Annotated in this window: 15 protein-coding genes; 14 read left to right on the forward strand and 1 reads right to left on the reverse strand. The window is 33.5% G+C overall.

What is annotated here, in order from left to right; all coding sequences use genetic code 11:
• Positions 1 to 332 precede the first annotated feature (332 nt).
• From ACHRV0_RS06670 to ACHRV0_RS06725, 12 genes are all read left to right on the forward strand, one after another.
• Positions 333 to 2,063: a sensor histidine kinase gene (locus tag ACHRV0_RS06670; protein WP_395440297.1), complete on the forward strand. Its 1,731-nt coding sequence runs from the start codon at positions 333 to 335 to the stop codon at positions 2,061 to 2,063.
• Between the two features lie 96 nt (positions 2,064 to 2,159).
• Positions 2,160 to 2,804, forward strand: a complete 645-nt coding sequence (locus tag ACHRV0_RS06675) for a response regulator transcription factor (protein WP_129022733.1) — start codon at positions 2,160 to 2,162, stop codon at positions 2,802 to 2,804.
• A 595-nt stretch (positions 2,805 to 3,399) separates the two neighbouring features.
• Positions 3,400 to 3,768, forward strand: a complete 369-nt coding sequence (locus ACHRV0_RS06680) for a hypothetical protein (RefSeq protein ID WP_395440298.1) — start codon at positions 3,400 to 3,402, stop codon at positions 3,766 to 3,768.
• Between the two features lie 56 nt (positions 3,769 to 3,824).
• On the forward strand, positions 3,825 to 5,339 hold the full coding sequence (locus ACHRV0_RS06685) for a PAS domain-containing protein (RefSeq protein WP_395440299.1): 1,515 nt from the start codon (positions 3,825 to 3,827) through the stop codon (positions 5,337 to 5,339).
• A gap of 59 nt (positions 5,340 to 5,398) precedes the next feature.
• Complete coding sequence (locus ACHRV0_RS06690) at positions 5,399 to 5,776, forward strand: YegP family protein (protein WP_395414659.1); 378 nt, start codon at positions 5,399 to 5,401, stop codon at positions 5,774 to 5,776.
• A 451-nt stretch (positions 5,777 to 6,227) separates the two neighbouring features.
• Positions 6,228 to 10,514, forward strand: a complete 4,287-nt coding sequence (locus ACHRV0_RS06695; RefSeq protein ID WP_395440300.1) for a beta strand repeat-containing protein — start codon at positions 6,228 to 6,230, stop codon at positions 10,512 to 10,514.
• A gap of 20 nt (positions 10,515 to 10,534) precedes the next feature.
• Positions 10,535 to 12,076: a hypothetical protein gene (locus ACHRV0_RS06700; RefSeq protein WP_395440301.1), complete on the forward strand. Its 1,542-nt coding sequence runs from the start codon at positions 10,535 to 10,537 to the stop codon at positions 12,074 to 12,076.
• Between the two features lie 66 nt (positions 12,077 to 12,142).
• A complete protein-coding gene (locus tag ACHRV0_RS06705) occupies positions 12,143 to 13,399 on the forward strand; it encodes a gliding motility-associated C-terminal domain-containing protein (protein ID WP_395440302.1) in 1,257 nt (418 codons plus the stop codon).
• Between the two features lie 48 nt (positions 13,400 to 13,447).
• On the forward strand, positions 13,448 to 14,365 hold the full coding sequence (locus ACHRV0_RS06710; protein ID WP_129026072.1) for a type IX secretion system membrane protein PorP/SprF: 918 nt from the start codon (positions 13,448 to 13,450) through the stop codon (positions 14,363 to 14,365).
• A 13-nt stretch (positions 14,366 to 14,378) separates the two neighbouring features.
• Entirely contained in the window at positions 14,379 to 16,310 is a 1,932-nt protein-coding gene (locus tag ACHRV0_RS06715; protein WP_395440303.1) for an OmpA family protein, read from the forward strand.
• Positions 16,311 to 16,356: 46 nt separating this feature from the next.
• Positions 16,357 to 16,689 (forward strand): DUF4870 domain-containing protein, encoded by a 333-nt coding sequence (locus ACHRV0_RS06720; RefSeq protein ID WP_129026068.1) that lies wholly within the window; start codon positions 16,357 to 16,359, stop codon positions 16,687 to 16,689.
• A gap of 282 nt (positions 16,690 to 16,971) precedes the next feature.
• Positions 16,972 to 17,421 carry a hypothetical protein gene (locus tag ACHRV0_RS06725; RefSeq protein WP_129026066.1) on the forward strand — a complete coding sequence of 150 codons (450 nt, stop codon included), beginning with the start codon at positions 16,972 to 16,974 and terminating at the stop codon, positions 17,419 to 17,421.
• Positions 17,422 to 17,590: 169 nt separating this feature from the next.
• Here ACHRV0_RS06725 and ACHRV0_RS06730 read toward each other — a convergent pair whose 3' ends face one another.
• The gene (locus tag ACHRV0_RS06730; protein WP_395440304.1) at positions 17,591 to 19,603 is read right to left on the reverse strand and encodes a hypothetical protein; all 2,013 of its coding nucleotides are present in this window, start codon (positions 19,601 to 19,603) and stop codon (positions 17,591 to 17,593) included.
• Positions 19,604 to 20,575: 972 nt separating this feature from the next.
• Between ACHRV0_RS06730 and ACHRV0_RS06735 the strand changes: the two genes are divergently transcribed.
• Together ACHRV0_RS06735 and ACHRV0_RS06740 are read left to right on the forward strand one after the other, a co-directional pair.
• Positions 20,576 to 22,774, forward strand: coding sequence for an alpha-galactosidase (locus ACHRV0_RS06735; RefSeq protein WP_395440305.1), 2,199 nt, complete (start codon positions 20,576 to 20,578; stop codon positions 22,772 to 22,774).
• 237 nt (positions 22,775 to 23,011) lie between these two features.
• Positions 23,012 to 25,087: an arylsulfatase gene (locus ACHRV0_RS06740; protein WP_395440306.1), complete on the forward strand. Its 2,076-nt coding sequence runs from the start codon at positions 23,012 to 23,014 to the stop codon at positions 25,085 to 25,087.
• Positions 25,088 to 25,093: the final 6 nt, after the last annotated feature.

Genomic DNA, 25,093 nt, shown 5'->3' on the forward strand with positions numbered 1-25,093 from the left:
ACTTGTTAAGGACATATTTTTTCAATTAAAAGACTCCCCAAATCTTTTAAATATTTATTGGCGATAATAATTAATGTTGGTTTTACAAGGCTGTACTTTATTTTTTGTGTAAAGCAGTTTTGATTTAACAGATAAGGACTGTCGTCTCAGAATTAAAATTGGTAATCCTGATTTAAGATCTAAAAAATAATAATTATTTAAGTTGTAGTACATCATTCATGATGGTATAGTAGTAACCTAGTATTAAAACAATTTTATGAGTTAATGATTTTTTATAACTCATTAATTTTTTTATCATTTTAAAATCTAAAATTTTGGTTAAAAAGAATTCCTTGAATAATACATTTAGTTTGTTAAAACTAAAATTCAAACATAGAAAAATAATTCACTATACTTTATTGGTATGTATTATTTTGCTGCAGATAATTGCCATTGTTATTTGGAACAATGAAACTTCAAATGAATCTGAAATGTCAAAAGCATTGAGTTCTATGAATTCTATGAATAAGATTTCGAGTTTCACGAGCAAAATAAATAATTCGTTTTTAAATTCTCAAAAAAACTTTACTAATTACAAGGCTAATAAGAATAAGGCTTCTTTAGAACAGTATACTGCGTCGTTGAATGAAATAAGCCGTTTGCTTGACAGTTTGAGTTTACTGACAAAAAACAATAAAGAGTTTGAAAAAATTCTATTGGAGAAAAAACATTCAGAATCGAACATTCAAACTTTAAAATCTGAGATTGATTCTATTATTAGTTTACAGCATAATCCTGATAAAAATAGTGTTTCGAACGTATTCAAATTAAATAAGTTTGAATACAAGAAAATTTTAGACAGTATTAAAACCGATACTTATACAAAAGTCGACAGTGTTTCTAAAAAAGGATTGTTTTCAAGACTAGGAGCAGCATTGGCTGGAAAAACTGATGTACAGAAAGAACAGTTAAATGTTACTGTTACGATGAAGTATAAAGATAAAGTAGTAACCGGAAGTATTGAAGATCAGATCGCTAATTTGTTTACTACAACAAACAACTACTACGAAGGGCAGTTTAAAAATTTGAAAAAACATTTTGAGAGTTTAAAAAATCAAGATTCGAAATTAACGGAACTTAATAATAAACTATTGGCTTTAGAGAGCGAAATAATGCCGGTTTATAATAAGTCATTAAGCGCTCTTCAGGAGAGTACTCAAAAACAGCTGCAGAATCAATACGATTCGAATAAAATTGCGAGAAGTTATACACTCGCAGTTTTGATTGTTTTAATGCTTATAATATCGATTACCATTTTCTACTTTACTAGAATGGCATTTCAATATGAAAAACGATTGACAATTGCTCAAGCTCAAATTAAAGAAAGCTTAAACTTCAAAAATAGAATTATGGGAATGATCAGTCATGAAATCAGATCTCCGTTGAGTTTAATTTCTATTTACAGTAAAATGATCAGTTCTTCGATAAAAGATGCCGAAATAAAAGAAACTTTTCAATCTATTCAATTTACAACAAATTCGCTGCTTTTGTTAGCGAACCAAATTTTAGAGTATTCTAAAGATGAGAATCGTTTACTGAAATTAAACAATAATAATTTTCAGTTAAAAACAGAGATAAATCAGATCGTTTCGTCAATGGGTTCACTAGTTGAAAGCAAAGGAAATAAAATTGCGGTTACATCAAATTTAGCTGATTATGAAGTTTCTTCGGACGCTGTAAAAATTCATCAGCTTTTTTATAACATAATTGGTAACGCCAATAAATTTACAAAAGAAGGCCTCATAGCGATTGCAATAGATGCTGAAAAAGCTGGAGACAAAAAGCTTAACTTTAAAGTAGCCATTCAGGATAATGGAAGCGGAATTTCTGAAAATGATTTGAAGAATATTTTTGAACTGTATTATCAAGGAACAGTTTCAGGAAAAGTAAATGATTTAGGAGTTGGTTTAGGTTTGAATCTTTGTAAAGAAATTGTTGAATTATTTGGCGGGGCAATACATGTTGAAAGTAAGCAAGGAAATGGGACGAAAGTTAGTTTCAATTTGATTTTAAATTTAGTTTAAAATGCAAATAAAAAAATCGTCGATAGGTGTTTTGCATACCGATGGTTGATAAGTAAAGAACCAAATCTACTAAAAAAATAATTTATTCAAATACAGATGAAATCATCAAATAGCTATAGTTTTTTAATTGCCGATGATCATAGTGTGGTTAGACAAGGAGTTTCTCTAATTATAAAAGAGCTGTTTTTAAATGCAGCAATTTATATGGCAGGGAATTTTAAAGATATATTTAGTAAACTGAATGAAGTTAAGATCGATTTATTGATTTTAGATGTAAACTTTCCAGATGGTAACAGTATAAATGTATTGTCTGAAATAAAAGCAATTCAGCCCGATATTAAAATCTTAATATTTTCTGCGTACGATGAAAATATTTATGCAATGCGATATTTAAATGCCGGAGCATCGGGTTATTTAAATAAAGAAACTTCTGAAGAGGAAATGAAAAATGCCATCAATTCGATGATGCTTTCTGGAAAATATCTTACTCAGAATGTTAAAGACAGAATTTTGGATTCGTACATCACAAAAAAGCCGACAAATCCGCTGGATCTTTTGTCGAATAGAGAAATTGAGGTGGCACAATTGCTAATAAAAGGATACGGAAATCTAGAAATTTTAGAATTATTGAACATAAAAAAAACGACAGTAAGTACTTTTAAAAATAGAATTTTTGAAAAGCTGGAGATTGATAATCTGGCTGATTTAATTCGGTTTTTTCAGTTGTATTATGACGAATAGCTAATATTCAATTATTTAGACATTATAAAGTATTAAGAAAAACAGGGATTTTTAAATCCCTGTTTTTTTTTGCAGAAAAATTTCGATTTAAGAATCGTTTTCCTTGTAGAAATAATTCTACAAGAGGGTGGTCAATATTCTATAAGCTATTGATTTTATTGGGAGTATTTTTGTATTGTCAGGAAGAGACAAGAGAATTGGAGAATAAAAAAAAGACAATATTGAAAAGTATTTTTTTTAATTATTTACACCCAATTTTCTGTTTTTGGGAATGATTTTTTTTGATGCTGGCAGTATTGTTTATGTTTTTTGGAATTTAACATTTAAGTCAATTTTGTTTTTGGAGAACAGCCGTTTGATCAACATTGAGTTGTTCATTTAATTAAAGAAAATTAGAATTGACGATGTAAGAATTTAGGGGAGAGAGAATGTGTGTGTGATATGAATTGAATGAATTTCGTTGTGGTAATTGAATTCAAGAAATCTCTCCTTTCAATTTTTTTATGCTGTGAAGTTTTTTATGATGTTATAGGATGCGGTTTTTAACTTGATTGAATTTTTTTAAGAAAAATTTGATTGTAAAAATGTAATGATGATGATAAAGAAAAGAGCACTTATATATGGCAATCAAAAATGCTTTTCAAAATTTTTGAAATGCAAATTTCAAGATGTTTTGATGCTTGATATCTGTAGAGATTTCAGGAGCCTAAATGGCGAATTAGATGTTTATGCAGCAATTGTATTTGTTGTTTACACAGAAGAAGAGTTCCTTGATTTTTTAAGAGTATACGGAAAAGGAATTCCACTGGTTGTTTGTTCTTTTAATAAACGAATATCGAATATATTGCTTGATTTGGATGATGTTTTCTTACTTGATACTTCAAATGTACGATCACAAATATTAAATCAGTTAAATCTTCATTTTGAAGAAACCATACTTAATACCCAAATGCCTTACTGTTGACTAAAAAGAAACTATAATCAGGTTTTTATTAGTCATAAACTACTAAATACTAGATCATGGAATTCGACTTTTATAAAGCAAGAAAAAATAAAACAATTAATGAGTTGAAGTCTAAATTGTTTGATGAAATGGAAGATGCGCTTTTTGTTCTGACGATTTCGCCGCAAAATGATTGTGCTTTGCCTTTTGTTACTGATTCTGCATATAGAATGTTCGAAATTTTACCCGATGAATTGTTTACCAATACTATGTTTTCTGTTTATGACAGAGTTCATAAAGACGACAGGAACTCAGTAAGGAAGTCTTTAATTGATTCTTTAAAAAAGGGAAAAAAATGGAATTCAATTTTTAGAGTACAATTGCCTATGAAAGGATTGTGCTGGTTTAAGGTTTCATCAAAAAAAGAGACAAACAGTGACGGAACTTTAGTTTTATACGGAAGAATTTCTGATGTTACACAGTTAAAAACATTAGAATCGAAGCTGGAGATTTCTGAAGAGCGTTACAAATTTGCTCTTGAAACTTCAACTTTTGGAGTTTGGAATTGGGATATGAAAGAGAATACTGTTTTTTATTCGCCGCAGTCTATAAGAATACTTGAATTAGAATCGGCAGAAAACATGGATTCTCCAGAACGATGGAATGAAATTATACATCCAGAAGATCTCGAAAAATATTATACGGCTTTACATAATCACTTTGAAAATAAAACGCCTTTTTATGAAAATTTTCATCGTGTATTGACTTTAAATGGAAGTTATAAATGGATTTTAAACAGAGGTAAAGTAATTCAACGTGACGAAAATGGTAAACCGTTGAAAGTAATAGGAACGCATACAGATATTTCATCACAAAAAAGAAAAGAGCTGGAACTGCAGGAAAGAATGGAGCTTTATAGCGAAAAGAATGACAGACTGCTGAACTTTTCGCACATCGCATCTCATAATCTGAATTCGCATGCAGGAAATTTTAAACTGCTTCTGGATATGATTGATTTAGAAGAAAATTTTGCAGAGAAGCGCGAAACAATAAAGTATCTGCGAATGGTTTCAAATGATTTAAATCGAACAATTGAAGATCTATCGCAAATAGTAAACATTCAAAATAATACAGAAATTGCTGTAGAACCCTTGAATTTGAATACTTATTTAAACAGGGTGCTTAACATTGTCAGCGCTTACAGTCATCGAAATAATGCAACAATTATAAACAATATCCCAGAAGATGCTGTGATTAATTTTAATCCTGCTTATCTCGAAAGTGTATTGCAAAATTTATGTACCAACGCAATAAAATATGCGAATCCAGATAAATTTTTGGTAATCGAATTTAACTTTTTCATAGAAAACGAGAAAAAGGTATTGACGATAAAGGATAATGGTTTGGGAATCGATCTTAAAAAATACGGTCATTTATTATTCGGAATGTATAAAACATTTCATAAGCACGAAAAGGCAAATGGAATAGGCTTATACATTACAAAAAACCAGATTGAATCAATGAACGGAAGGGTTACAGTTGAAAGTCAGGTAGGAAAAGGAACAACTTTTAAAATCATTTTTAACGATTAATTAAAAATGATTTACAATTTAAATTTATTAGCAACAAAGAGAAAAGATTAGTTTTTAAAATGGAAAAATTTGTAATTAATAAAAAAACAAATGGAGAATTTCAGTTTGATTTTATAGACAATAAAGGAAAGGTTATTTTGAGCAGCGGAGTTTATACAAGGAAATTAATGTGTTTTAAAGGAATTGAATCTGTAAGGCGCAATTCGCAAGATAATGTGAAGTTTTTTAGAAAGACCTCTCGAAACAATGAAACTTACTTTAATCTCAAAGCATTCAACGGAAAAATTATTGGTGTAAGTAAAATGTTTAAAGATAGATTTTCTCGAGATAAAGGAATTGAAGCATTAAAAAAGAAAGCACCAAATGCTTCTATTGAAGATCGATCAAAACAATCTTTCAAATTAATCTGCACTGCATCTTACAATATGGCAGGCTAGAAAGCAATGCTGTAAAGTCAAACAAATATTTGTTTGTTCTAATATCTATCCTTCAATTTACGAAGGTCTTCACTAGGGAATAAGGTTTTTAAATTCTGCTTTTAACGATTAAACAGCAGTATATGATAATGGACTTTTTTTAAGAAATCTAGTTTCTTAAGAGTGTTTGTTTATAACATCGTAATTATTAATTAGTACTTGTTTATTGTGTTTTTTGCCTGTTTTTTCTGTAGAAAAAGTTCTACAAGGTACAGTTAAGGGTTCTACAATTTTTTGATTTTTAGTCTTTTACATTTGCCCTCAGATAGATGTAAGATCAGTTTATTTTTTAGAGGTTCCCCAAATCTTAAAAAACAACCTATTTATGATCAGTGAAATGAGAATTAGCAGTATTCAATTTTTTCATTTGAATTAGTTCTTATTAAGGTTAATCGTTTTTAAAAGATTTTTTATGAAAAATTATTACTTTTTATTCCTTTTAGGATTGAGTTTTTGGAGTCATGCACAAGTAGGTATTGGGACTTCACTTCCTAACTCTTCAACACAGCTTGATGTTGCTGCAACAAACAAAGGTATACTTATACCTAGAGTTTCATTAACCAGCACATTAGACAAAACGACTATTGCAGGAGGTAATGTTAACAGTCTTTTGGTTTTTAATACACAGACAATCAGTGATATTGTACCGGGTTACTACTATTGGTATACAGACAAATGGTACCGTATGGGAAGTGCTGATACGGAGACTATTACAACTTTGGTAGACAATAAAAACGGTACCATTACTTATACAAATGAAAAAGGCCTGCCAGTTACAATAAACTTAGCTTCAGGTCCTCAAGGAATTCCTGGAACCAATGGTGTTGATGGAAAATCTGCTTATGAAATTTGGAAAGAAATAACTAAAAATAATACAGCAACAATTACAGACTATTTAGCGGCTGTAAAAGGGGATACTGGTGTAGCAGGAACTAACGGAAAAGGAATTACAACTACAGTTGATAATGGAAACGGAACGTTTACTATTACCTATACTGATGGATCAACTTTTACAACATCTAACTTAATAGGAGCGCAGGGTATTGCAGGAACAAACGGAACAAATGGTGTTGATGGAAAGTCAGCTTTTGAAATTTGGAAGGAAACAACCAATAATACAACAGCAACTATTACCGATTATTTAGCGGCTATAAAAGGAGATACAGGAGCTCAAGGTCCACAAGGAATTGCTGGAAAAGGAATCACAACTACAGTTGATAATGGAAACGGAACATTTACTTTTACATATACTGATGGATCAACTTTTACAACATCTAACTTAATAGGAGCGCAGGGTATTGCAGGAACAAACGGAACAAATGGTGTTGATGGAAAGTCAGCTTTTGAAATTTGGAAGGAAACAACCAATAATACAACAGCAACTATTACCGATTATTTAGCGGCTATAAAAGGAGATACAGGAGCTCAAGGTCCACAAGGAACAGCAGGGAAAGGAATTACAACTACAGTTGATAATGGAAACGGAACGTTTACAATTACCTATACTGATGGATCAACTTTTACAACGTCTAACTTAATAGGAGCGCAGGGTATTGCAGGAACAAACGGAACAAATGGTATTGATGGAAAGTCAGCTTTTGAAATTTGGAAGGAAACAACCAATAATACAACAGCAACTATTACAGATTATTTAGCAGCCATAAAAGGAGATACAGGAGCTCAAGGTCCACAAGGAATTGCTGGAAAAGGAATTACAACTACAGTTGATAACGGAAACGGAACGTTTACAATTACCTATACTGACGGATCTACTTTCACGACTTCTGATTTAACAGGAGCGCAAGGAATTGCTGGAAAGTCAGCTTTTGAAATTTGGAAGGAAACAACCAATAATACAACAGCAACAATTACAGATTATTTAGCAGCTATAAAAGGAGATACAGGAGCTCAAGGTCCACAAGGAACAGCAGGGAAAGGAATCACAACTACAGTTGATAATGGAAACGGAACATTTACAATTACCTATACTGATGGATCAACTTTCACGACTTCTGATTTAACAGGAGCGCAAGGAATTGCTGGAAAGTCAGCTTTTGAAATTTGGAAGGAAACAACCAATAATACAACAGCAACTATTACCGATTATTTAGCGGCTATAAAAGGAGATACAGGAGCTCAAGGTCCACAAGGAATTGCTGGAAAAGGAATCACAACTACAGTTGATAATGGAAACGGAACTTTTACAATTACATATACTGACGGTACAACTTTTACCACTTCTAACTTAACAGGACCAAAAGGAGAAACTGGAGCACAAGGAGCCACAGGGAATAATGGAAAAGGAATCACAACTACAGTTGATAATGGAAATGGAACTTTTACAATTACTTATACTGACGGTACAACTTTTACCACTTCTAACTTAACAGGACCAAAAGGAGAAACTGGAGCACAAGGAGCAACAGGAAATAACGGAAAAGGAATTACAACGACAGTTGATAACGGAAACGGAACATTTACAATTACCTATACTGACGGTACAACTTTTACCACTTCTAATTTAACAGGACCAAAAGGAACTGACGGAGCAAAAGGAGAAACTGGAGCAACAGGTCCTCAAGGAATTGCAGGAGTAAAAGGAGATACAGGAGCGCAAGGTCCACAAGGAGCAACAGGAAATAACGGAAAAGGAATTACAACTACAGTTGATAATGGAAACGGAACTTTTACAATTACTTATACTGACGGTACAACTTTTACCACTTCTAATTTAACAGGACCAAAAGGGGCAACTGGAGCAGTAGGACCACAAGGAACTGTAGGAGCTAAAGGTGATACTGGAGCGCAAGGTCCTCAAGGAGCAACAGGAAATAACGGAAAAGGAATTACAACTACAGTTGATAATGGAAACGGAACATTTACAATTACCTATACTGACGGTACGACTTTTACCACTTCTAATTTAACAGGACCAAAAGGAGCGACTGGAGCAACTGGAGCAACAGGACCTCAAGGAATTGCAGGAACTGCAGGAGTAAAAGGAGATACAGGAGCGCAAGGTCCACAAGGAGCAACAGGAAGTAATGGAAAAGGAATTACAACTACAGTTGATAACGGAAACGGAACTTTTACAATTACTTATACTGACGGTACGACTTTTACCACTTCTAATTTAACAGGACCAAAAGGAGCAACTGGAGCAACAGGACCTCAAGGAATTGCAGGAACTGCTGGCGCAAAAGGAGATACAGGAGCACAAGGTCCTCAAGGAGCAACAGGAAATAACGGAAAAGGAATTACAACTACAGTTGATAATGGAAACGGAACTTTTACAATTACTTATACTGATGGTACAACTTTTACAACGTCTAACTTAACAGGACCAAAAGGAGCAACTGGAGCAACTGGAGCAACAGGACCTCAAGGAATTGCAGGAACTGCAGGAGCAAAAGGAGATACAGGAGCACAAGGTCCTCAAGGAACTGCAGGAGTAAAAGGAGATACAGGAGCAACAGGACCACAAGGAACTGCAGGAATAAAAGGTGATACGGGAGCGCAAGGTCCACAAGGAGCAACAGGAAATAACGGAAAAGGAATTACAACGACAGTTGATAACGGAAATGGAACGTTTACTATTACCTATACTGACGGTACAACTTTTACAACGTCTAATTTAACAGGACCAAAAGGTGCAACTGGAACAACTGGAGCAACAGGGCCACAAGGAATTGCAGGAGCAAAAGGAGATACAGGAGCGCAAGGTCCACAAGGAGCAAAAGGTGATACTGGAGCAACAGGACCGCAAGGAGTAGCAGGAACTGCTGGAGCAAAAGGAGATACAGGAGCGCAAGGTCCTCAAGGAATTGCAGGAGTTAAAGGAGATACAGGAGCAACTGGAGCAGCTGGTCAAGGAGGTGTTACAAATGCAGGAAATAATATTTCAATAACTGGATCTGGAACTGCATCAGCACCTTACGTTATAAATGCCGTTATACCAGCAACTACGCATACATTGTCAAATCCGACTAATACAATTACATCAGTAGTAAATGGTGTTAGTGTTACGGCACCTGCAGTAAATACAGTTGCAAACGCATTAAGCGGTGCTAAATTGACAACGACAGTAAACGGAATACCTGCAACAGCTTTGGATTTAACCCCAGCAATAACCAGCGCAATTACTGCCGATAATGGTTTAACAATTACTACTGGTAATACACAGTTAGGAGGAGTATTAATAAAACCAACTACGGTTACTACTACAACTGCTAATACATTAGCAATTGGTGGTTTGCAAACGGGTAACAATACTAATATTTATAACGGAAGTTCATATACATCAACAGCAGATCGTATTGTTGTTGCTGATCCTTCAACAGGTGTTTTGAAACAAGTAAAAGCAGCGATGCCAAAGTTCTTTTATGCACCTTCTGTTGTTGTGCCAACGCATAACGCATCTGGGGTTGTATTATCAGGTACGCAGACTTTGAACATATATACTTTTTATTCACAACAGTTTGGATTCAGTGCTTCTGCTGGACAGGCTCGAAGTAATTCATCTTCGTCACTGCCTGTTTTAGCACCTGCAGATTTAGATTATTTTGTGACTTATTTTGATACTAATGTATTTAATACAGTTACGGTTTCAGCAGCAGGAGTTATCAGCTATACAGTTAAATCTACAGCTGTCCCTACAGAAGCTTCATTTATGAATATTGTATTTAAAGTAAGAGACTAATGTTTTTGAAACGTACTATTATGAAAAATACATTTTTAAAAGGGTATAGTAAACTGACAGTTTTTTTGCTTCTAGCAGCTGTTCAAACAGTAAGCGCACAGGTGTATGGTGATTTCCCGTATACACAGAGCTTTAATTCGGCGACAAAGCCTGCCGAAATAATTTTGCCAACTGGGGCTACTGCAAATGCTGCGGTATTTACAACTACTGGATTAGAGTTGACACCAGCAACCAATTCAAAATTTGGAGCAATTATCATTGATAATAAAAAATTTAACAGTGCGGTTGGTATTAAAATTTCATTTGAGTATGCAATTTATGGAGGAACTGGAGCAGATGGTATAAGCGTATTTTTATTTGATGCTGCTGTTACTCCAACAATTGGAACAAATGGACGTGGAATGGGATATTCTTATTTAAGAGCCAACGATTCCTATTCTGGCAATAGACGTGAAGGACTTTCTGGAGCTTATTTAGGTATTGCTTTAGATTCTTACGGAAATTTTAAAGGAGATCCATTTCAGGGTGACGCTAGGCTGAATGGGGTTTCGGCTCCATCAGGAGGCTGGGCAAATTCAGGAAGCAGTCACGTTACTTTAAGAGGTGCTAGAGGAGGTGCTTTGGATAATAAAGGAAGAGGAGCAGGTTATACAGGTTATCCTGTACTTACAACCCAAAGTACACTAACTCCAACAGGGACATCAAACGGAGGTGCGAAGCTAAATACTTTAGGAGCATACGATTACAATAGCGGTAATCCGGATAATTTTAATATTCGATCTGGAGCCTACACCACAGATCCTAACAATGTAAATTATCGAAAAGCATTTATTGAACTTGTTCCTAATCAGTTTGGTGGTTATAACATTACAGTAAAAATACAGCATCAAAATACTGTTAGAACAGTAATCGATAATTATTGGTACAAACAATCGACACCTTATACCGAAAATGCAAATCCAGAAGTTACTGATTATAATACTTCTTTAAATGAAGGTGCAGCTACAATTCATACCTTAAATACGGCTATTCCTAATAGTTTTAAAATTGGTTTTGGAGCATCAACAGGAGGTTTAAATGATGTACATAAAATATGGGGCTTAGAAGTAGTTTTACCCTATGCCGCAGAAGCAGTTGCTGATAATGCAACAATATGCAAAAATAATCCAGTAACTATAAATCCATACGCTAATGATGTTGCCTATACTGGACCCACTTATGCAATACCTACAGCATCTTCAAGTAATATTGATTACAGTCAATTTAGATTTCTTAATGCTGATGGTACTACTGCGGCAAATCCGTTTTCGATTACGACAACAGAAGGAACTTTTACCTATGATTCAGCTTCTGGAATAGTGACATTCAATCCCGTTAAAGGATTTACAGGTAAGGCAGAAGTATCCTATAATATAAAAGGTAAAACATATCCGGCTGGAACATTTCAGCCTTATGGAGATGAAGGGTTTAGATCTAAGAAAGCTGTGATAAGTGTTACAGTATCAAAATGTCAGGTAATTACAAATCCAATGCTTCCTTCAAAAAGCAATGCTAAATACTAAAAGCGTTATTTCTTTAAGTTAAATCTAAAAAATTTCGATAAAACAGTAAGTCAATAAATAGAACTTATGAAATCAAGAATTCAAAATATTTTTTTAACCCTCTTATTATTTCTCGGTGGAATAATAACAGCGCAGACCGTAAATGTTGGAGAGTTGTTTATTACATCTGGCACAACTATGTCTACAGTAGGAGCAATGGATAACAAAAGTTCAGGAAATCTGTTTAATGATGGAGAATTTATCTTTTACAGTCATTACAATAATGACGGACTGGTAAGTTTTTCTTCAGGATCACATTCAGGAATAACACGAATGATTGGATCGACAGGGTTTCAGCAAATTTCGGGAACTATGCCTATGCAGTGGAATGATGCTGAATTTAAAAACAATAGTATTCAGCCCGCTTTTCATTTGTCAAACGAAGTGAGTATTTCTGGTACGGCTAATTTTCAGCAAGGAATTATTAATGACGATGAATACGGAGGATTGTTAGTTTTCGAGAATAAATCTAAACATATTAACGTGAACGATAACAGTCATGTTGACGGTAAAGTGCAAAAAGTAGGTCAAGAAGATTTTACTTATCCAATTGGCGATAAAAATAAATACCGATTTGCAGGTATCTCGGCACCAAAGGAAATATTGAGCAGTTTTACAGGCAAATATTTCTTCGAAGATTCTAATGCATTATATCCACACAATCAAAAAGCAAAGGAAATAGTTCTTATCAATAATCAAGAATATTGGACTTTGGATAAAACTGCTGGAAACTCAGATGTAATGCTGACTTTAAGCTGGGATGAATCATCGACTACGCCGGCAGACGTTCTCGTGTCACCACAAAGTTCAATACATATAGTAAGATGGGATGAAGCTCAAAACCGCTGGATTGATGAGGGCGGAGTTGTAGATAGTGATAAAAAAACGGTTACTACTCCTGTAAATGTTTCTGGATATAACGTGTTTACTACGGCAAGAGTTGATGACGGAATCGTTTTGCCTTGCAGTACTTTGACAGTTTATAATGCTGTTTCGCCTGATGGAGATGGAAAAAACGAATATTTTAAAATTGGAGGACTGACAGAATGTTCTGCAGACAATACCGTTGAAATTTATAATCGCTGGGGAATAAAAGTATATGACACCGTAAATTATGATTCTAATGGAAATGTTTTTAGAGGCTATTCAGAAGGAAGAACAACCATATCAAAAAACGAAATGCTGCCAACAGGAACCTATTTTTACATTATAAACATTAAATATTCTGGAACTTCACCTCAAGTATTAAAAAAATCAGGGTACCTGTACTTAACTAGAAATTAATTTGTTGAGGTACATTTTAAACAGCTTTAAATTATTAAAGATAAAAGCATGAGAATAAAATTTTATACAGTGGTTATTATGTTAACTGGTTTTTTTTGCTGTGCGCAGCAAGACGCTCAGTTTACACAATATATGTACAATACCATAAGTATTAACCCCGCATATGCAGGATCAAGAGGGGCATTGAGTGTTTTTGGTTTATATAGAACACAATGGGTAGGTCTTGACGGTGCTCCAGAAACGAGCAGTTTTTCAGTCAATTCACCAATTAGCAACAGTAATTTAGGAATTGGAGTTTCGCTTGTTAATGACAAAATTGGACCAACAAACGAGAATAATTTCTCAACAGATTTATCGTATTCAATTCAAACATCAGCAAATTTTAAATTGTCATTTGGTATCAAAGGAACAGTTAATTTGTTTAATTTAGATATTAATAAATTGAACATTGAAGACCAAGGAGATCCGCAATTTCAAGATTTAAGAAATAAAATTTCGCCAAACGTCGGAGCTGGAGTTTATTGGCATTCAGACAAAGCTTATGTTGGTTTGTCAGTGCCAAATTTTATAGAAACCAATCGTTACGATGATAATGATGTGGCGATTTATAAAGATAGAATCAACTATTATTTAATGGGAGGATATGTATTTGATTTAGATAAATATCAATACATCAAATTCAAACCTGCGGTATTAGTAAAAATGGTAGAAGGAGCGCCTTTGCAAGTAGATCTTTCAGCTAATTTTATGTTCAACGATAAATTTGTTGTAGGAGCAGCATACAGATGGAGTGCAGCATTGAGCGCAATGGCAGGATTTCAGGTTTCAGATGGACTTTATATAGGATATGCCTATGACCATGAAACAACAAAATTGCAAAATTATAATTCAGGATCGCATGAAATATTTCTGAGATACGAGTTCTTTAAAAACTATGGTAAAATTACAACCCCACGTTTCTTTTAATCCTACATTAACAATGAAAAATTTTATACTTGTTTACGCCTTACTAATTGTTTTTTCATTTAATAGTTATTCCCAGCAAAACCAGACAGTTTCTGCTGATAAAGACTATAACAATTATGCCTATATAGATGCCATTAAAACCTATGAAAGAATTGCTGATAAAGGATACAAATCTGAGGATATGTTCAAGAAATTAGGTAATTCTTTTTATTTCAATTCAGAGTTTGAGAAAGCAGCCAAATGGTACGAGGAATTATTTGCTATGAAAAGCGAAGTAGAACCAGAGTATTATTATCGTTATGCACAATCATTAAAAGCAGCTGGAAATGATAAAAAAGCAAATGAAATATTAGACTTGTTTGCTCAAAAATCAAAGAAAGATACAAGAGCTGAGCGCTATTTAAAAGACAAAAATTATTTAGCAGAAATTAAAGCCAATTCAGGAAGATATAAAATTGAAGACGCAGGAGTAAACAGTAAGTACTCAGATTACGGAACTTCATTTTATCAAAATAAAATAGTGTTCACATCAGCCAGAGATACTGGGAATTTTGCACAGCGAATTCACAAATGGACGGGCGAGCATTTTACAAATCTTTATCAAGCTGATATTGAAGCCGATTTCAATCCAAATAAACCCGAAAAGATAAAATCTAAAATCAATTCTAAATTCAACGAAGCGACGCCTGTTTTTACAAAAGACGGAAAAACGGTTTATTTTACAAGAAACAATTTTATTGACGGCAAAAAAGGAAAAGATGGTAATAAAACTACTCTAATTAAAATATACAAAGCAACTTTTGAAAATAATAAATGGACTAACATTATTGAACTTCCATTTAATAGTGATACTTATAGTACCGCACATCCAGCATTAAGTCCTGATGAAAAAACTTTGTATTTTGCATCTGATATGCCGGGAACATTTGGGCAGTCAGATATTTATAAAGTGAGTATTAATGGAAGCGGTGGTTTTGGTTCTCCAGAAAATTTAGGTAAAACCATTAATACTGAAGGAAAAGAAACTTTTCCATTTATAACAGCTGATAACGAAATTTATTTTGCTTCAGATGGTCATCCAGGACTTGGAGGTTTAGATGTATTTGTTGGTAAAATAAGCGGGAATGAAATAACAAATATTAAAAATGTAGGTGCTGATATTAATTCTCCTAACGATGATTTTGCATTTGTTATTGATACTAAGTCCAGAAGAGGTTTTTTCTCTTCGAATAAAGACGGCGGACAAGGTTCTGATGATATTTATAAGTTTTTAGAAACGCGCAAATTGGATTGTATTCAGGAATTAAACGGTATTATTACAGATACGCAGACAGGAATTATTTTGTCTGGTGCCAAAGTCTCATTGTATGATAATATGCAGGTGCTGAAAAGTACTGTTATTTCAGATTTAAATGGATTTTACAGTTTTTCTGTTGAATGTGGAAAAACCTATAATGTAAGAGTTGAAAAAGCAGATTATGCAACTAAAGAAGTTCGTACATCGATTGGAACAGAAACAGGAAAAACGTATTTGCCAATTTCACTGGATAAAGTTACATGTCAGGTTGCAGTAGGAGATGATTTAGGGAAATGTTTTGATATTAAAATGATTTATTTTGATTTGGATGGATCAGATATTCGTCCAGAAGCGGCCTTGGATTTGGTGAAAATTTTAGATGTTTTAAATCAGTATCCAACAATGAAAATAGATATTCGTTCGCATACAGACAGCCGTCAAACAGCCGTATACAATGAAAGACTTTCTGACAGAAGAGCCAAATCGACAATTAAATGGCTGGTGAAAAATGGTATTTCACCAAACAGATTAACAGGTAAAGGTTATGGTGAAACTCAACTTGTAAATGAATGTTCTGATGGTGTAAAATGTACCGAAGAACAGCATCAAATGAATAGAAGAAGTGAATTTATTATCACGAAACTTTAAAATATAAATCAATTATTTTTTTTAAAACTAGATAAACAAGAGAAGAATGAGCCGAAAAACCATATCAATAATTAGTTACTTAACTCTTGTAGGATGGGTAATTTCTTTTCTTGTTTATCATAATGGAGGAAGATCTTCATTTGCACAATATCATCTAAAGCAGTCCTTTGGATTAGGAGTTTTGAGTGCAGTTTTAGGCAGCATATTTTTTCCAATCTTTTCAATTAATCCTGTAATTTCAACTTTCTTTACCATCTTAAGCTTTGGTGTATTAATTGTTTTAATAGCGGGGATTATTAATGCTGTCAACCAAAAAAGAAAACCAATACCACTAATCGGATCTATGTTTGTTGATCGATTTAACTTTATCAAATATTAAATTTTCTATTCTTTGTTTTTAAAAGAATACAGTACAATACTTTTATCAGATTATCTCGTTGTTTACAAAATGTTTCCTTAAAATGGTTAGTGAATAAAAGTCTTATTTTGAGGTTTTTATGTCTTATTGTGGAGGTGTTTAATTTTGAAGTGAAATACTTTTGTCTTTGTTTATCAAGATTATATAAATCAAAAAAGAAAAACAAATACAAAACCTAAAATGAAACATTGATGAGCTGTAATCAGCTCAGTTTAGGGAGTATTAATTGTAAAGAAATTGACAATGGAAAAGATACAAGTTTTGGTGCGAGACGATAAAGGATTGTTTTTAAAAATGTTTAAAAATAATTTTGCAGATGAATTTAAATTTACCCAAGATTCATTTTTGATTAGTAAAAAACCAAAATCTCAAGGGCTTAACAGATCAATATTTGTAGTTTACAGTCGTCAAGAATTAATTGAATTTTTGAAACTTGAAAAGAAAGGAACAATTGCTTTAGTCTGTTTATTTGATAAGTTATTGTATGCTAATATTGCTGTTCTAGAAGAAATTAACAATTTGATAGCACTAAGCGGTTACCAAACAAAAAGAGGAATTGTTAATGACTTGAAGGTATATCTTAAAACTGCTGTTCAATCAAAAAGCGATACCATTCAATCTAAAGTTTTGAATGTAGATACAAAACAAATACAGTCAAATGATTTATATAAAACAGTGTTGTATTTTGTATAACAAACCCAATGTGCATAATTTTTTAAACACATATTCTCGATAGAGATTCACACTGCCCCAAAAAAGACATTCCACTTAATCAAAAAGCACAGAGCACGTCTAAATGAAAAAAATACAAAAAGGAGCTTCTAAAATTGAAGCTCCTTTTTTGTAAAAACTTATTGATTTGTTAAAGATGAATATTGATTGTATTTCCGTCTTTAATCCGTTTGGTAAATACTATTTTTTTTCCATTAGAGATAGTTACTTTCAATTTCCCATTCACTCTTTCAACAGTAATATCAAAATCTTTTTCAAAAGCATGTATTTGACGCAGTTTCATAACGGGCCAAGATTTAGGAAGTCTTGGCGTAAAATCGAAACTGTTTAAACCAGTAGGACGAATGCCAAATAATCCCTCCGTAAAAATTCTACAGTATAAGCCGCTTTCCGCAGAAAGATGTCGCTGATCTCCTTCAGGATAAGCCTCTACAGGATAAGGAACATGATCGCCTAATAAGCGACGGTTCGAGTAATAATGTAAAAAATTCAGTGCCTTCTCCGTTTCTCCCGCAGCCAATACGCCTCTTAAAGCATATAAAGTCGAGCGGTCCCAAAATATTTTATCACCTGCAATACTGGCTAGACCATCTTTTGTCCATAATCTTGAAGAAAACAAAGCATCTATCGTTCCCTCTTTTCGATCATAAATTCCCATTGTTAGAGGAGTACAAATCCAAGCTCTTAAAACATCATTTTCTTTGTAGTATTTATAAGTTTCGAACCCTTCTACTTTTCCTCCAAAATACTTTTCAATAGCTGTTTTTAAATTTTCAGCTTCAGCTTTATATTTTTTCAGTTGGGTTTTGTCTTTTCCTAAAGCTTCTCCTAAATATACTGCAGAGTTAAGAGCATCATAATATAAAGATGAGGTGTTAAGATTGGCTTTTCCTGCTGGAAGACGCCCTTCGAGTTCATCAGAATCGGACGTTACAACTCCATCAGAATTAAGTTTTCTATGGCAATACTCTAAACACCACTCAATCAATGGCCATAATTGTTTGGCTTCATTTTTATTTCCTCGAGAAAGAGCATAACGTGCCGCACCGTAAGCAATCATTGCGCCATCACCTCGGTCGCTCGCACCATTCCAAATATCCGTTCCTTCGGCAACAATCGAACTTGGGATAGGTTTGTATTCCTTATTCATGAATTTGGCAAATTGCAAATAAGCGTTTAATGATGCCTGATTACCATACTCATATCCTAAAAACGGAAAGAATGGCCCAATATATTCAGCTTGATCGTTTGCCCAAATAGCCGCATAATAAGATTCTCCTCCAGGACCGTGCATAGGCCCGCCTTTAGTTTCAAAAATACTTTCAGAAGCTCTAATTTTGGCAAAAGCAAATTCTGTATTCAAAACTTCATCAGGCGTTTCTAATATGAGTTTATCCCAAATTTCATGAATTAATTTTAAGCGTTTCTCCTTTTCTTCTTCAATGTTTACCATTGGGGTTGGTTCGTTTGTTTTACCTGCCGAATAGAAAACAGTGAAACGAATTGTTTCGTTTGGCTGAAGATTAAAACTTCCATGATTAAAAAGATCGACATTCAAATTATAACTTCCTTCTGTTCCTTTTGCTGGATCTGACGTATAAACGGTATTTGATTTTGGAATTTCTACAATGCAAGATTTTTCAGAAATGTTTTTAAGTGTATAAATTTCACAATATCCTGATAAAGTTGTCGATGGGAAAAACTGTCTGGTTAATTCAAGAGTAGTACCTGCTTTACTCTTAACCAGTAATGTCCCGTTCAATGTTAGTGAAATTACTTTTTCAGCAGCAATGGGTTTGTAATTTACCGTCACCAAATCAAAGGCATCTTGCGCAAACTGTCGCGTAAAACTAGCATGGGTATTATTTGGAATTGTTCTCAGCATTGGCCAAACCAAACTGCGGGTAGCATGAAACGTACCATCTGCCGCTACACCATATCGTAATACGCAGGAGATTTTTTTACCGCTCATTTCAATGTGGTCTTTGTGCGGAATATTGTTGTTTATCTGCCAAGAAATAGATCCGTCTTTATCAATCTGCCAGCGGCGCTCTTCTTGCGAAAAAAGGGTACTGGTAAAAAAGCAAAGTGCAGCTGCGACAAATAGAAAATGCTTTCGGGTTTTGGCAAATAATATCTTCATTGTATTTATTTTTTAATTTCCATGAGGGGCAAAAGGCCATTTTTCAGGTTGTTTATCTTATGTTTCTGTTTAGTAGAAAGAAATAAAATTGAAAATCAAAATTAGAAAGGTTTCTTTGTTTTTTCGTACCAGTACCAACTAGTTTGTTTGTAATATGTCTAAAATAGTATCATGATCTGATAGAATATGAAAAGAAAACGGATAATATATGAATATAAGTCATACAACGAGGAGCTGTCGGTAATAAAGGAATTTGCGTATTATTTTAAGATTGAAAATATTTCACAGCTAATCTAAAAGCGTAAAGGTTATTTTTTGCCCCTTTAAAGTGTAGAAAAAAACAAGAGTTTGCGTTTTGTAAAAATGGATAATATAGTATTAAAAATAAATTTTGTACAGTTTTACGATTGTTTGTATTTTTTTTAATTTTTGAACCATACCAGTTGTAGAAAGTTAAATCTACATAAGATTAAGTTTGTAAAAAATTGTATCAGTTCAATTTAGAATTTGATTTTTAGAACTTTATTTGGTGTAAAATCGCTTGTTGTCAGTGTATTATAGTTGATCTTTTTTTTGTTATTTAAAATAAGAAACAAAAATTCAATTTACTGGTAGGTTTTTTTTAGAAACGAAGTTATTCCGCAATATAGTTTAACCTATTTTTTTTTGAATCCTTTTTATTGATTGAGTTTTCAGTAAAATGATGATTTTTTAGCATTCTTTAATTATTTCAAACAAAGATTATTTTTAGAAGCGAAGCATTTATTAAAAAGAAACTGGTAGGTACCAGTATGTTTATGAATGTGATTGTGATATTTTTGAATTTCATTTTTCGCAAATAAATAATAGAAACAGAAAAAATAATATAGTTTATTGTGAATTCTATAATGCAATTACACAAGTTACTATCTGTTGAGTTAATTATAAATAACATGCAGTAACCACATTATAAATACCAACCACTTACTTTTTATGAAAAAAATAATCTTTTTATTAATGCTTACCGCTTTAGTTTATAAAGCTGATGCACAAGAGAAACAAATACAAATTGAAACACAAAGTTCAGCTTTGATTTTAAAAGCGGGAAAAAACGGCTTATTGTATCAAACGTATTTAGGAGCAAAACTTAACGGAAATTCTGGATACAATGCACTTTCAAAAGAAAACACAAAATCATTCGTAATAAATGACGGAAATCCATTGAATAACTTGAGACATTTGGCGTATCCAACTTATGGAACTGATAATTTGTTCGAATCTGCTATTCGTGTAACTCATAACGACGGAAACCCATCTCTTGAGCTAATTTATGTAAGTCATCGTGTCGATAAATTAGATGATAATACCACAGAAACCATTATAAAGTTAAAAGATCCTGTATATCCAGTTGAAGTCACATTACATTATAAGGCTTTTTATAATGAGAATATTGTTGAACAATGGACAGAAATTGTGCATCACGAAAAGAAACCGATAATGTTGTACAATTATGCCTCTTCAATGCTTCATTTTGATGCTGATCGTTATTGGTTAACTCAATTTCATGGTGATTGGGCTAAAGAGGCTCGAATGTTGGAAACAGAATTAACCAGCGGTACAAAAGTTATCGATTCAAAATTAGGAGTTCGTACCAATATGTATCAAACACCTGTTTTTTTCTTATCTCTAAATGCTAAAGCAGAGGAAAACTCAGGAGAAATTATTGCAGGAACAATTGCTTGGTCTGGAAATTTTAAACTTGCTTTTGAATTAGATAATAAAAACTCGCTTCGAATAAGTTCAGGAATTAATCCGTTTGCTTCAGAATACAGTCTTGAACCAGATAAAGTATTTACAACGCCATCATTTATTTATACTTTTTCGAATAAAGGTAAGGGACAAGCCAGTCGAAACCTGCATAAATGGGCTGGCAAATATGGCATAAAAGATGGTGAAAAACCAAGATTGACTTTATTGAATAACTGGGAAACTACCTTTTTTAATTTTGATGAAAAAAAATTAACGGAAATGTTTGCTGATACCAAAACGCTTGGTGTCGATATGTTTTTATTGGATGACGGCTGGTTTGGAAATAAATATCCGCGAAGCGGCGATAAATCAGGACTAGGAGACTGGCAGGCGACAAAAACGAAATTACCAAATGGTATTGGTTTTTTAATTCAAGAGGCGGAGAAAACGGGAGTAAAGTTTGGTATTTGGATAGAGCCCGAAATGGTTAATCCTAAAAGTGAATTATATGAAAAACACCCAGATTGGGTTTTAAAACTTCCAAATAGACCAGAAAGCTATTATCGCAGTCAGCTGGTTTTAGACCTAAGCAACCCAAAAGTTCAGGATTTTGTTTTTAAAACAGTAGACGATATTATGCAGACAAATTCTGGTGTGGCATTTTTTAAATGGGATTGCAATCGAATGATGACCAATGCATATTCTACGTATTTAAAAAATCAGCAGTCGCATTTGTTTATTGAATATACAAAAGGACTTTATAAAGTTTTAGAAAAGATTAAAACAAAATATCCAAATCTGCCAATGATGCTTTGTGCTGGCGGCGGGGGAAGAACAGATTATGCGCTTCTTAAATATTTCACAGAATTTTGGGCAAGTGATAATACAGATCCTTTTAATAGAGTATTTATACAATGGGGGTATTCGCAGTTTTTTCCAGCCTTTTCAATTTGTAATCACGTAACATCATGGGGAAATCAGTCGATCAAATTTAAAACCGATGTAGCTATGATGGGCAAATTAGGTTTTGATATTAATGTAAAAGAACTAAAAGAAAATGAATTGAAATATTGTCAAGATGCTGTCGCTAATTATAAGCGATTAAGTCCTGTAATCTGGCATGGTGATATGTACCGTATGGTATCGCCGTATGATGAAAGTCGTGCTGTTTTGATGTATGTTGATAATACAAAAAGCAAAGCCGTTTTGTTTTCATATACCTTGCATCCGCTTTACGATCCTCAGTATAATTTAGTTCGTCTTCAAGGATTAGACCCAAACAAAAAGTATAAAGTTGAAGAGGTCAATTTAATGCCAGAAGCAAAGAAAACCCTTGAAGAATCGGGAGAATCTTATACCGGAGATTATTTAATGAATGTAGGATTAAGGGTTTCTTCATCAAAAGTAGAAACGAGTGTAGTTCTAGAGATCACTCAAATATAAATGAATAAAAAAGCAGCTCAGTAATGAGCTCTTTTTTTGTTTGACGATATTTTTATGCATTATTTCATAAATAGATTTAAGTTAAACAGATTAATTTTTTTCTGGTAGGTGTTTTTTGTTTTTCATGCTTAAAACGCTGTATTTTGTTTTATGAACTTTTTCATAAGATAATTGCGGATTTGGTGATTAAAAATTTAAAGATGAAGTTTTTAAGTAAAAGAAATAAAGTTTTGAAATATGAATAAAATAAAAGTATTAATCATTTTATGTTTTGCTGCCAGTTCGTTGTTCGCGCAGCAAAAGCCCAATATCATTTACATTTTAGTAGACGATATGGGGTATGGAGACATCGGTGTATTTTTTCAAAATCAGCGAATGAAAAGCAATGATCCGTCAAAACCGTATCAAATTACTCCTTATTTAGATCAGATGGCCACTTCTGGTGCTATGTTTACACAGCAATATTGTAATGCTCCTGTTTGTGCGCCTTCTAGAAGTTCTTTGTTGACGGGGGTTAATCAAGGAAATGCTCACATTAGAGACAATCAGTTTGACAAAGCACTAGAAGACAATCATACGCTGGCAACAGTTTTAAAACAAGCCGGCTATCAAACTATGGCTATAGGAAAATGGGGATTACAAGGAGTGGAAGAAACGGGACCCAATTGGCCTTCACATCCTTTAAAACGTGGTTTCGATTTGTATTATGGTTATATGAGACACGTTGACGGGCACGAACATTATCCTGTTGAAGGTTTGTATCGCGGAAAAAGAGAGGTTTATGACGATTATAATAATGTGGCCGAAGGTTTAGCAAAATGTTATACGACCGATTTATGGACGGCAATGGCAAAAAAAAGAATTATTGAACACGCTAAAAGCAAAGATGCTTCAAAACCTTTTTTTATGTATTTAGCGTATGATGCGCCTCATGCGGTATTGGAGCTGCCTACACAAGAATATCCAAGCGGAAAAGGATTAAATGGAGGTTTGCAATGGACAGGAAAATATGGGCATATGATTAATACTGCTTCTGGTACTCCAGATTCTTATATGCATACTGATTATGCAAATGCTGTTTATGACGATGACAATAATCCAGTGACAAAAGAGGTGCCGTGGCCGGATACTTTTAAAAGATATGCAACTGCCAATCGCCGCATTGATGATGGAGTGGGAGATATACTTCAATTATTGAAAGATTTAAAAATAGACGAAAATACGCTGGTAGTTTTTACATCAGATAATGGCGCTTCTATTGAATCGTATTTGCCATCGCAATTTGTTGGATTTCAACCTACATTTTTCTCTAGTAATGGTCCTTTTGATGGTATTAAAAGAGACTGTTGGGAAGGTGGTGTTCGTATGCCGGTTTTGGCAAATTGGCCTAAACATATTAAAGCAGGAAAAGTTGTGACAATGCCATCAATGTTATCAGATTGGATGGCTACGTTTGCACAGGCAGCCGGGGTTATTCCTCCCGTAAGAACCGATGGCGTTTCGTTATTGCCTTCGTTAATTGGAAAAGGAAAACAAGAACAAAGTTTAGTTTATGTAGAATATTACGAAAATGGCAAAACACCAGATTTTAAAAACGATAATTCGACACATAAAAACCGCAAACGCGGACAAATGCAAATGATACGAATGGGGAATTACTCAGGAGTTCGTTATGATATTAAATCAGCCGAAGATGATTTCGAAATCTACGATGTTGTAAATGATCCAAAAGAAACAACTAATTTGGCGGCTAAACCTGAATTTGAAAAAATGCAAATGCAAATGAAAGCTTCTGTTTTGCAAACACGTCACGCAAATGCCGAAGCGCCTCGCCCTTATGATGATGCTTTAATTCCTGCAACTAAAATTTCAGGAAAGCTTTTGTCAGGATTTAAGCAAGAGTTTTTTGCTGGTGATTTTCCTTGGGTAGTTTCAGAAAAAGGACTAAAACCACAATCGAGTAAATTAAGCACTTCTATAAATGACAAAGCAGAAACAGCTAAAACAGGTATGATTCTTTATAAAGGTTTTATCAAAGTTCCAGTTGACGGAAAATATAGTTTTTCATTGAAAACATCAGGGAAAGCTTATATGCGTTTGCACAATGCTAGTTTGTTTGATGCTGATTTTGGTTATCAATCCAATAAAGAGTTAATTCAAGACGTGAACCTAAAAGAAGGCTATCACCCCGTTTCAATTTATCTACTGAAACAAAGTAAGAATAATGAAACGATAACTGTAAAATGGAAAGGCAAAGAGGCAAGTGATTGGAAAGTTTTAGGAGATAAAGAGCTGTTTTATTCAGCAAAATAACCAATG

The organism is Flavobacterium sp. FlaQc-30, assembly GCF_044005885.1.
GTDB lineage: Bacteria > Bacteroidota > Bacteroidia > Flavobacteriales > Flavobacteriaceae > Flavobacterium.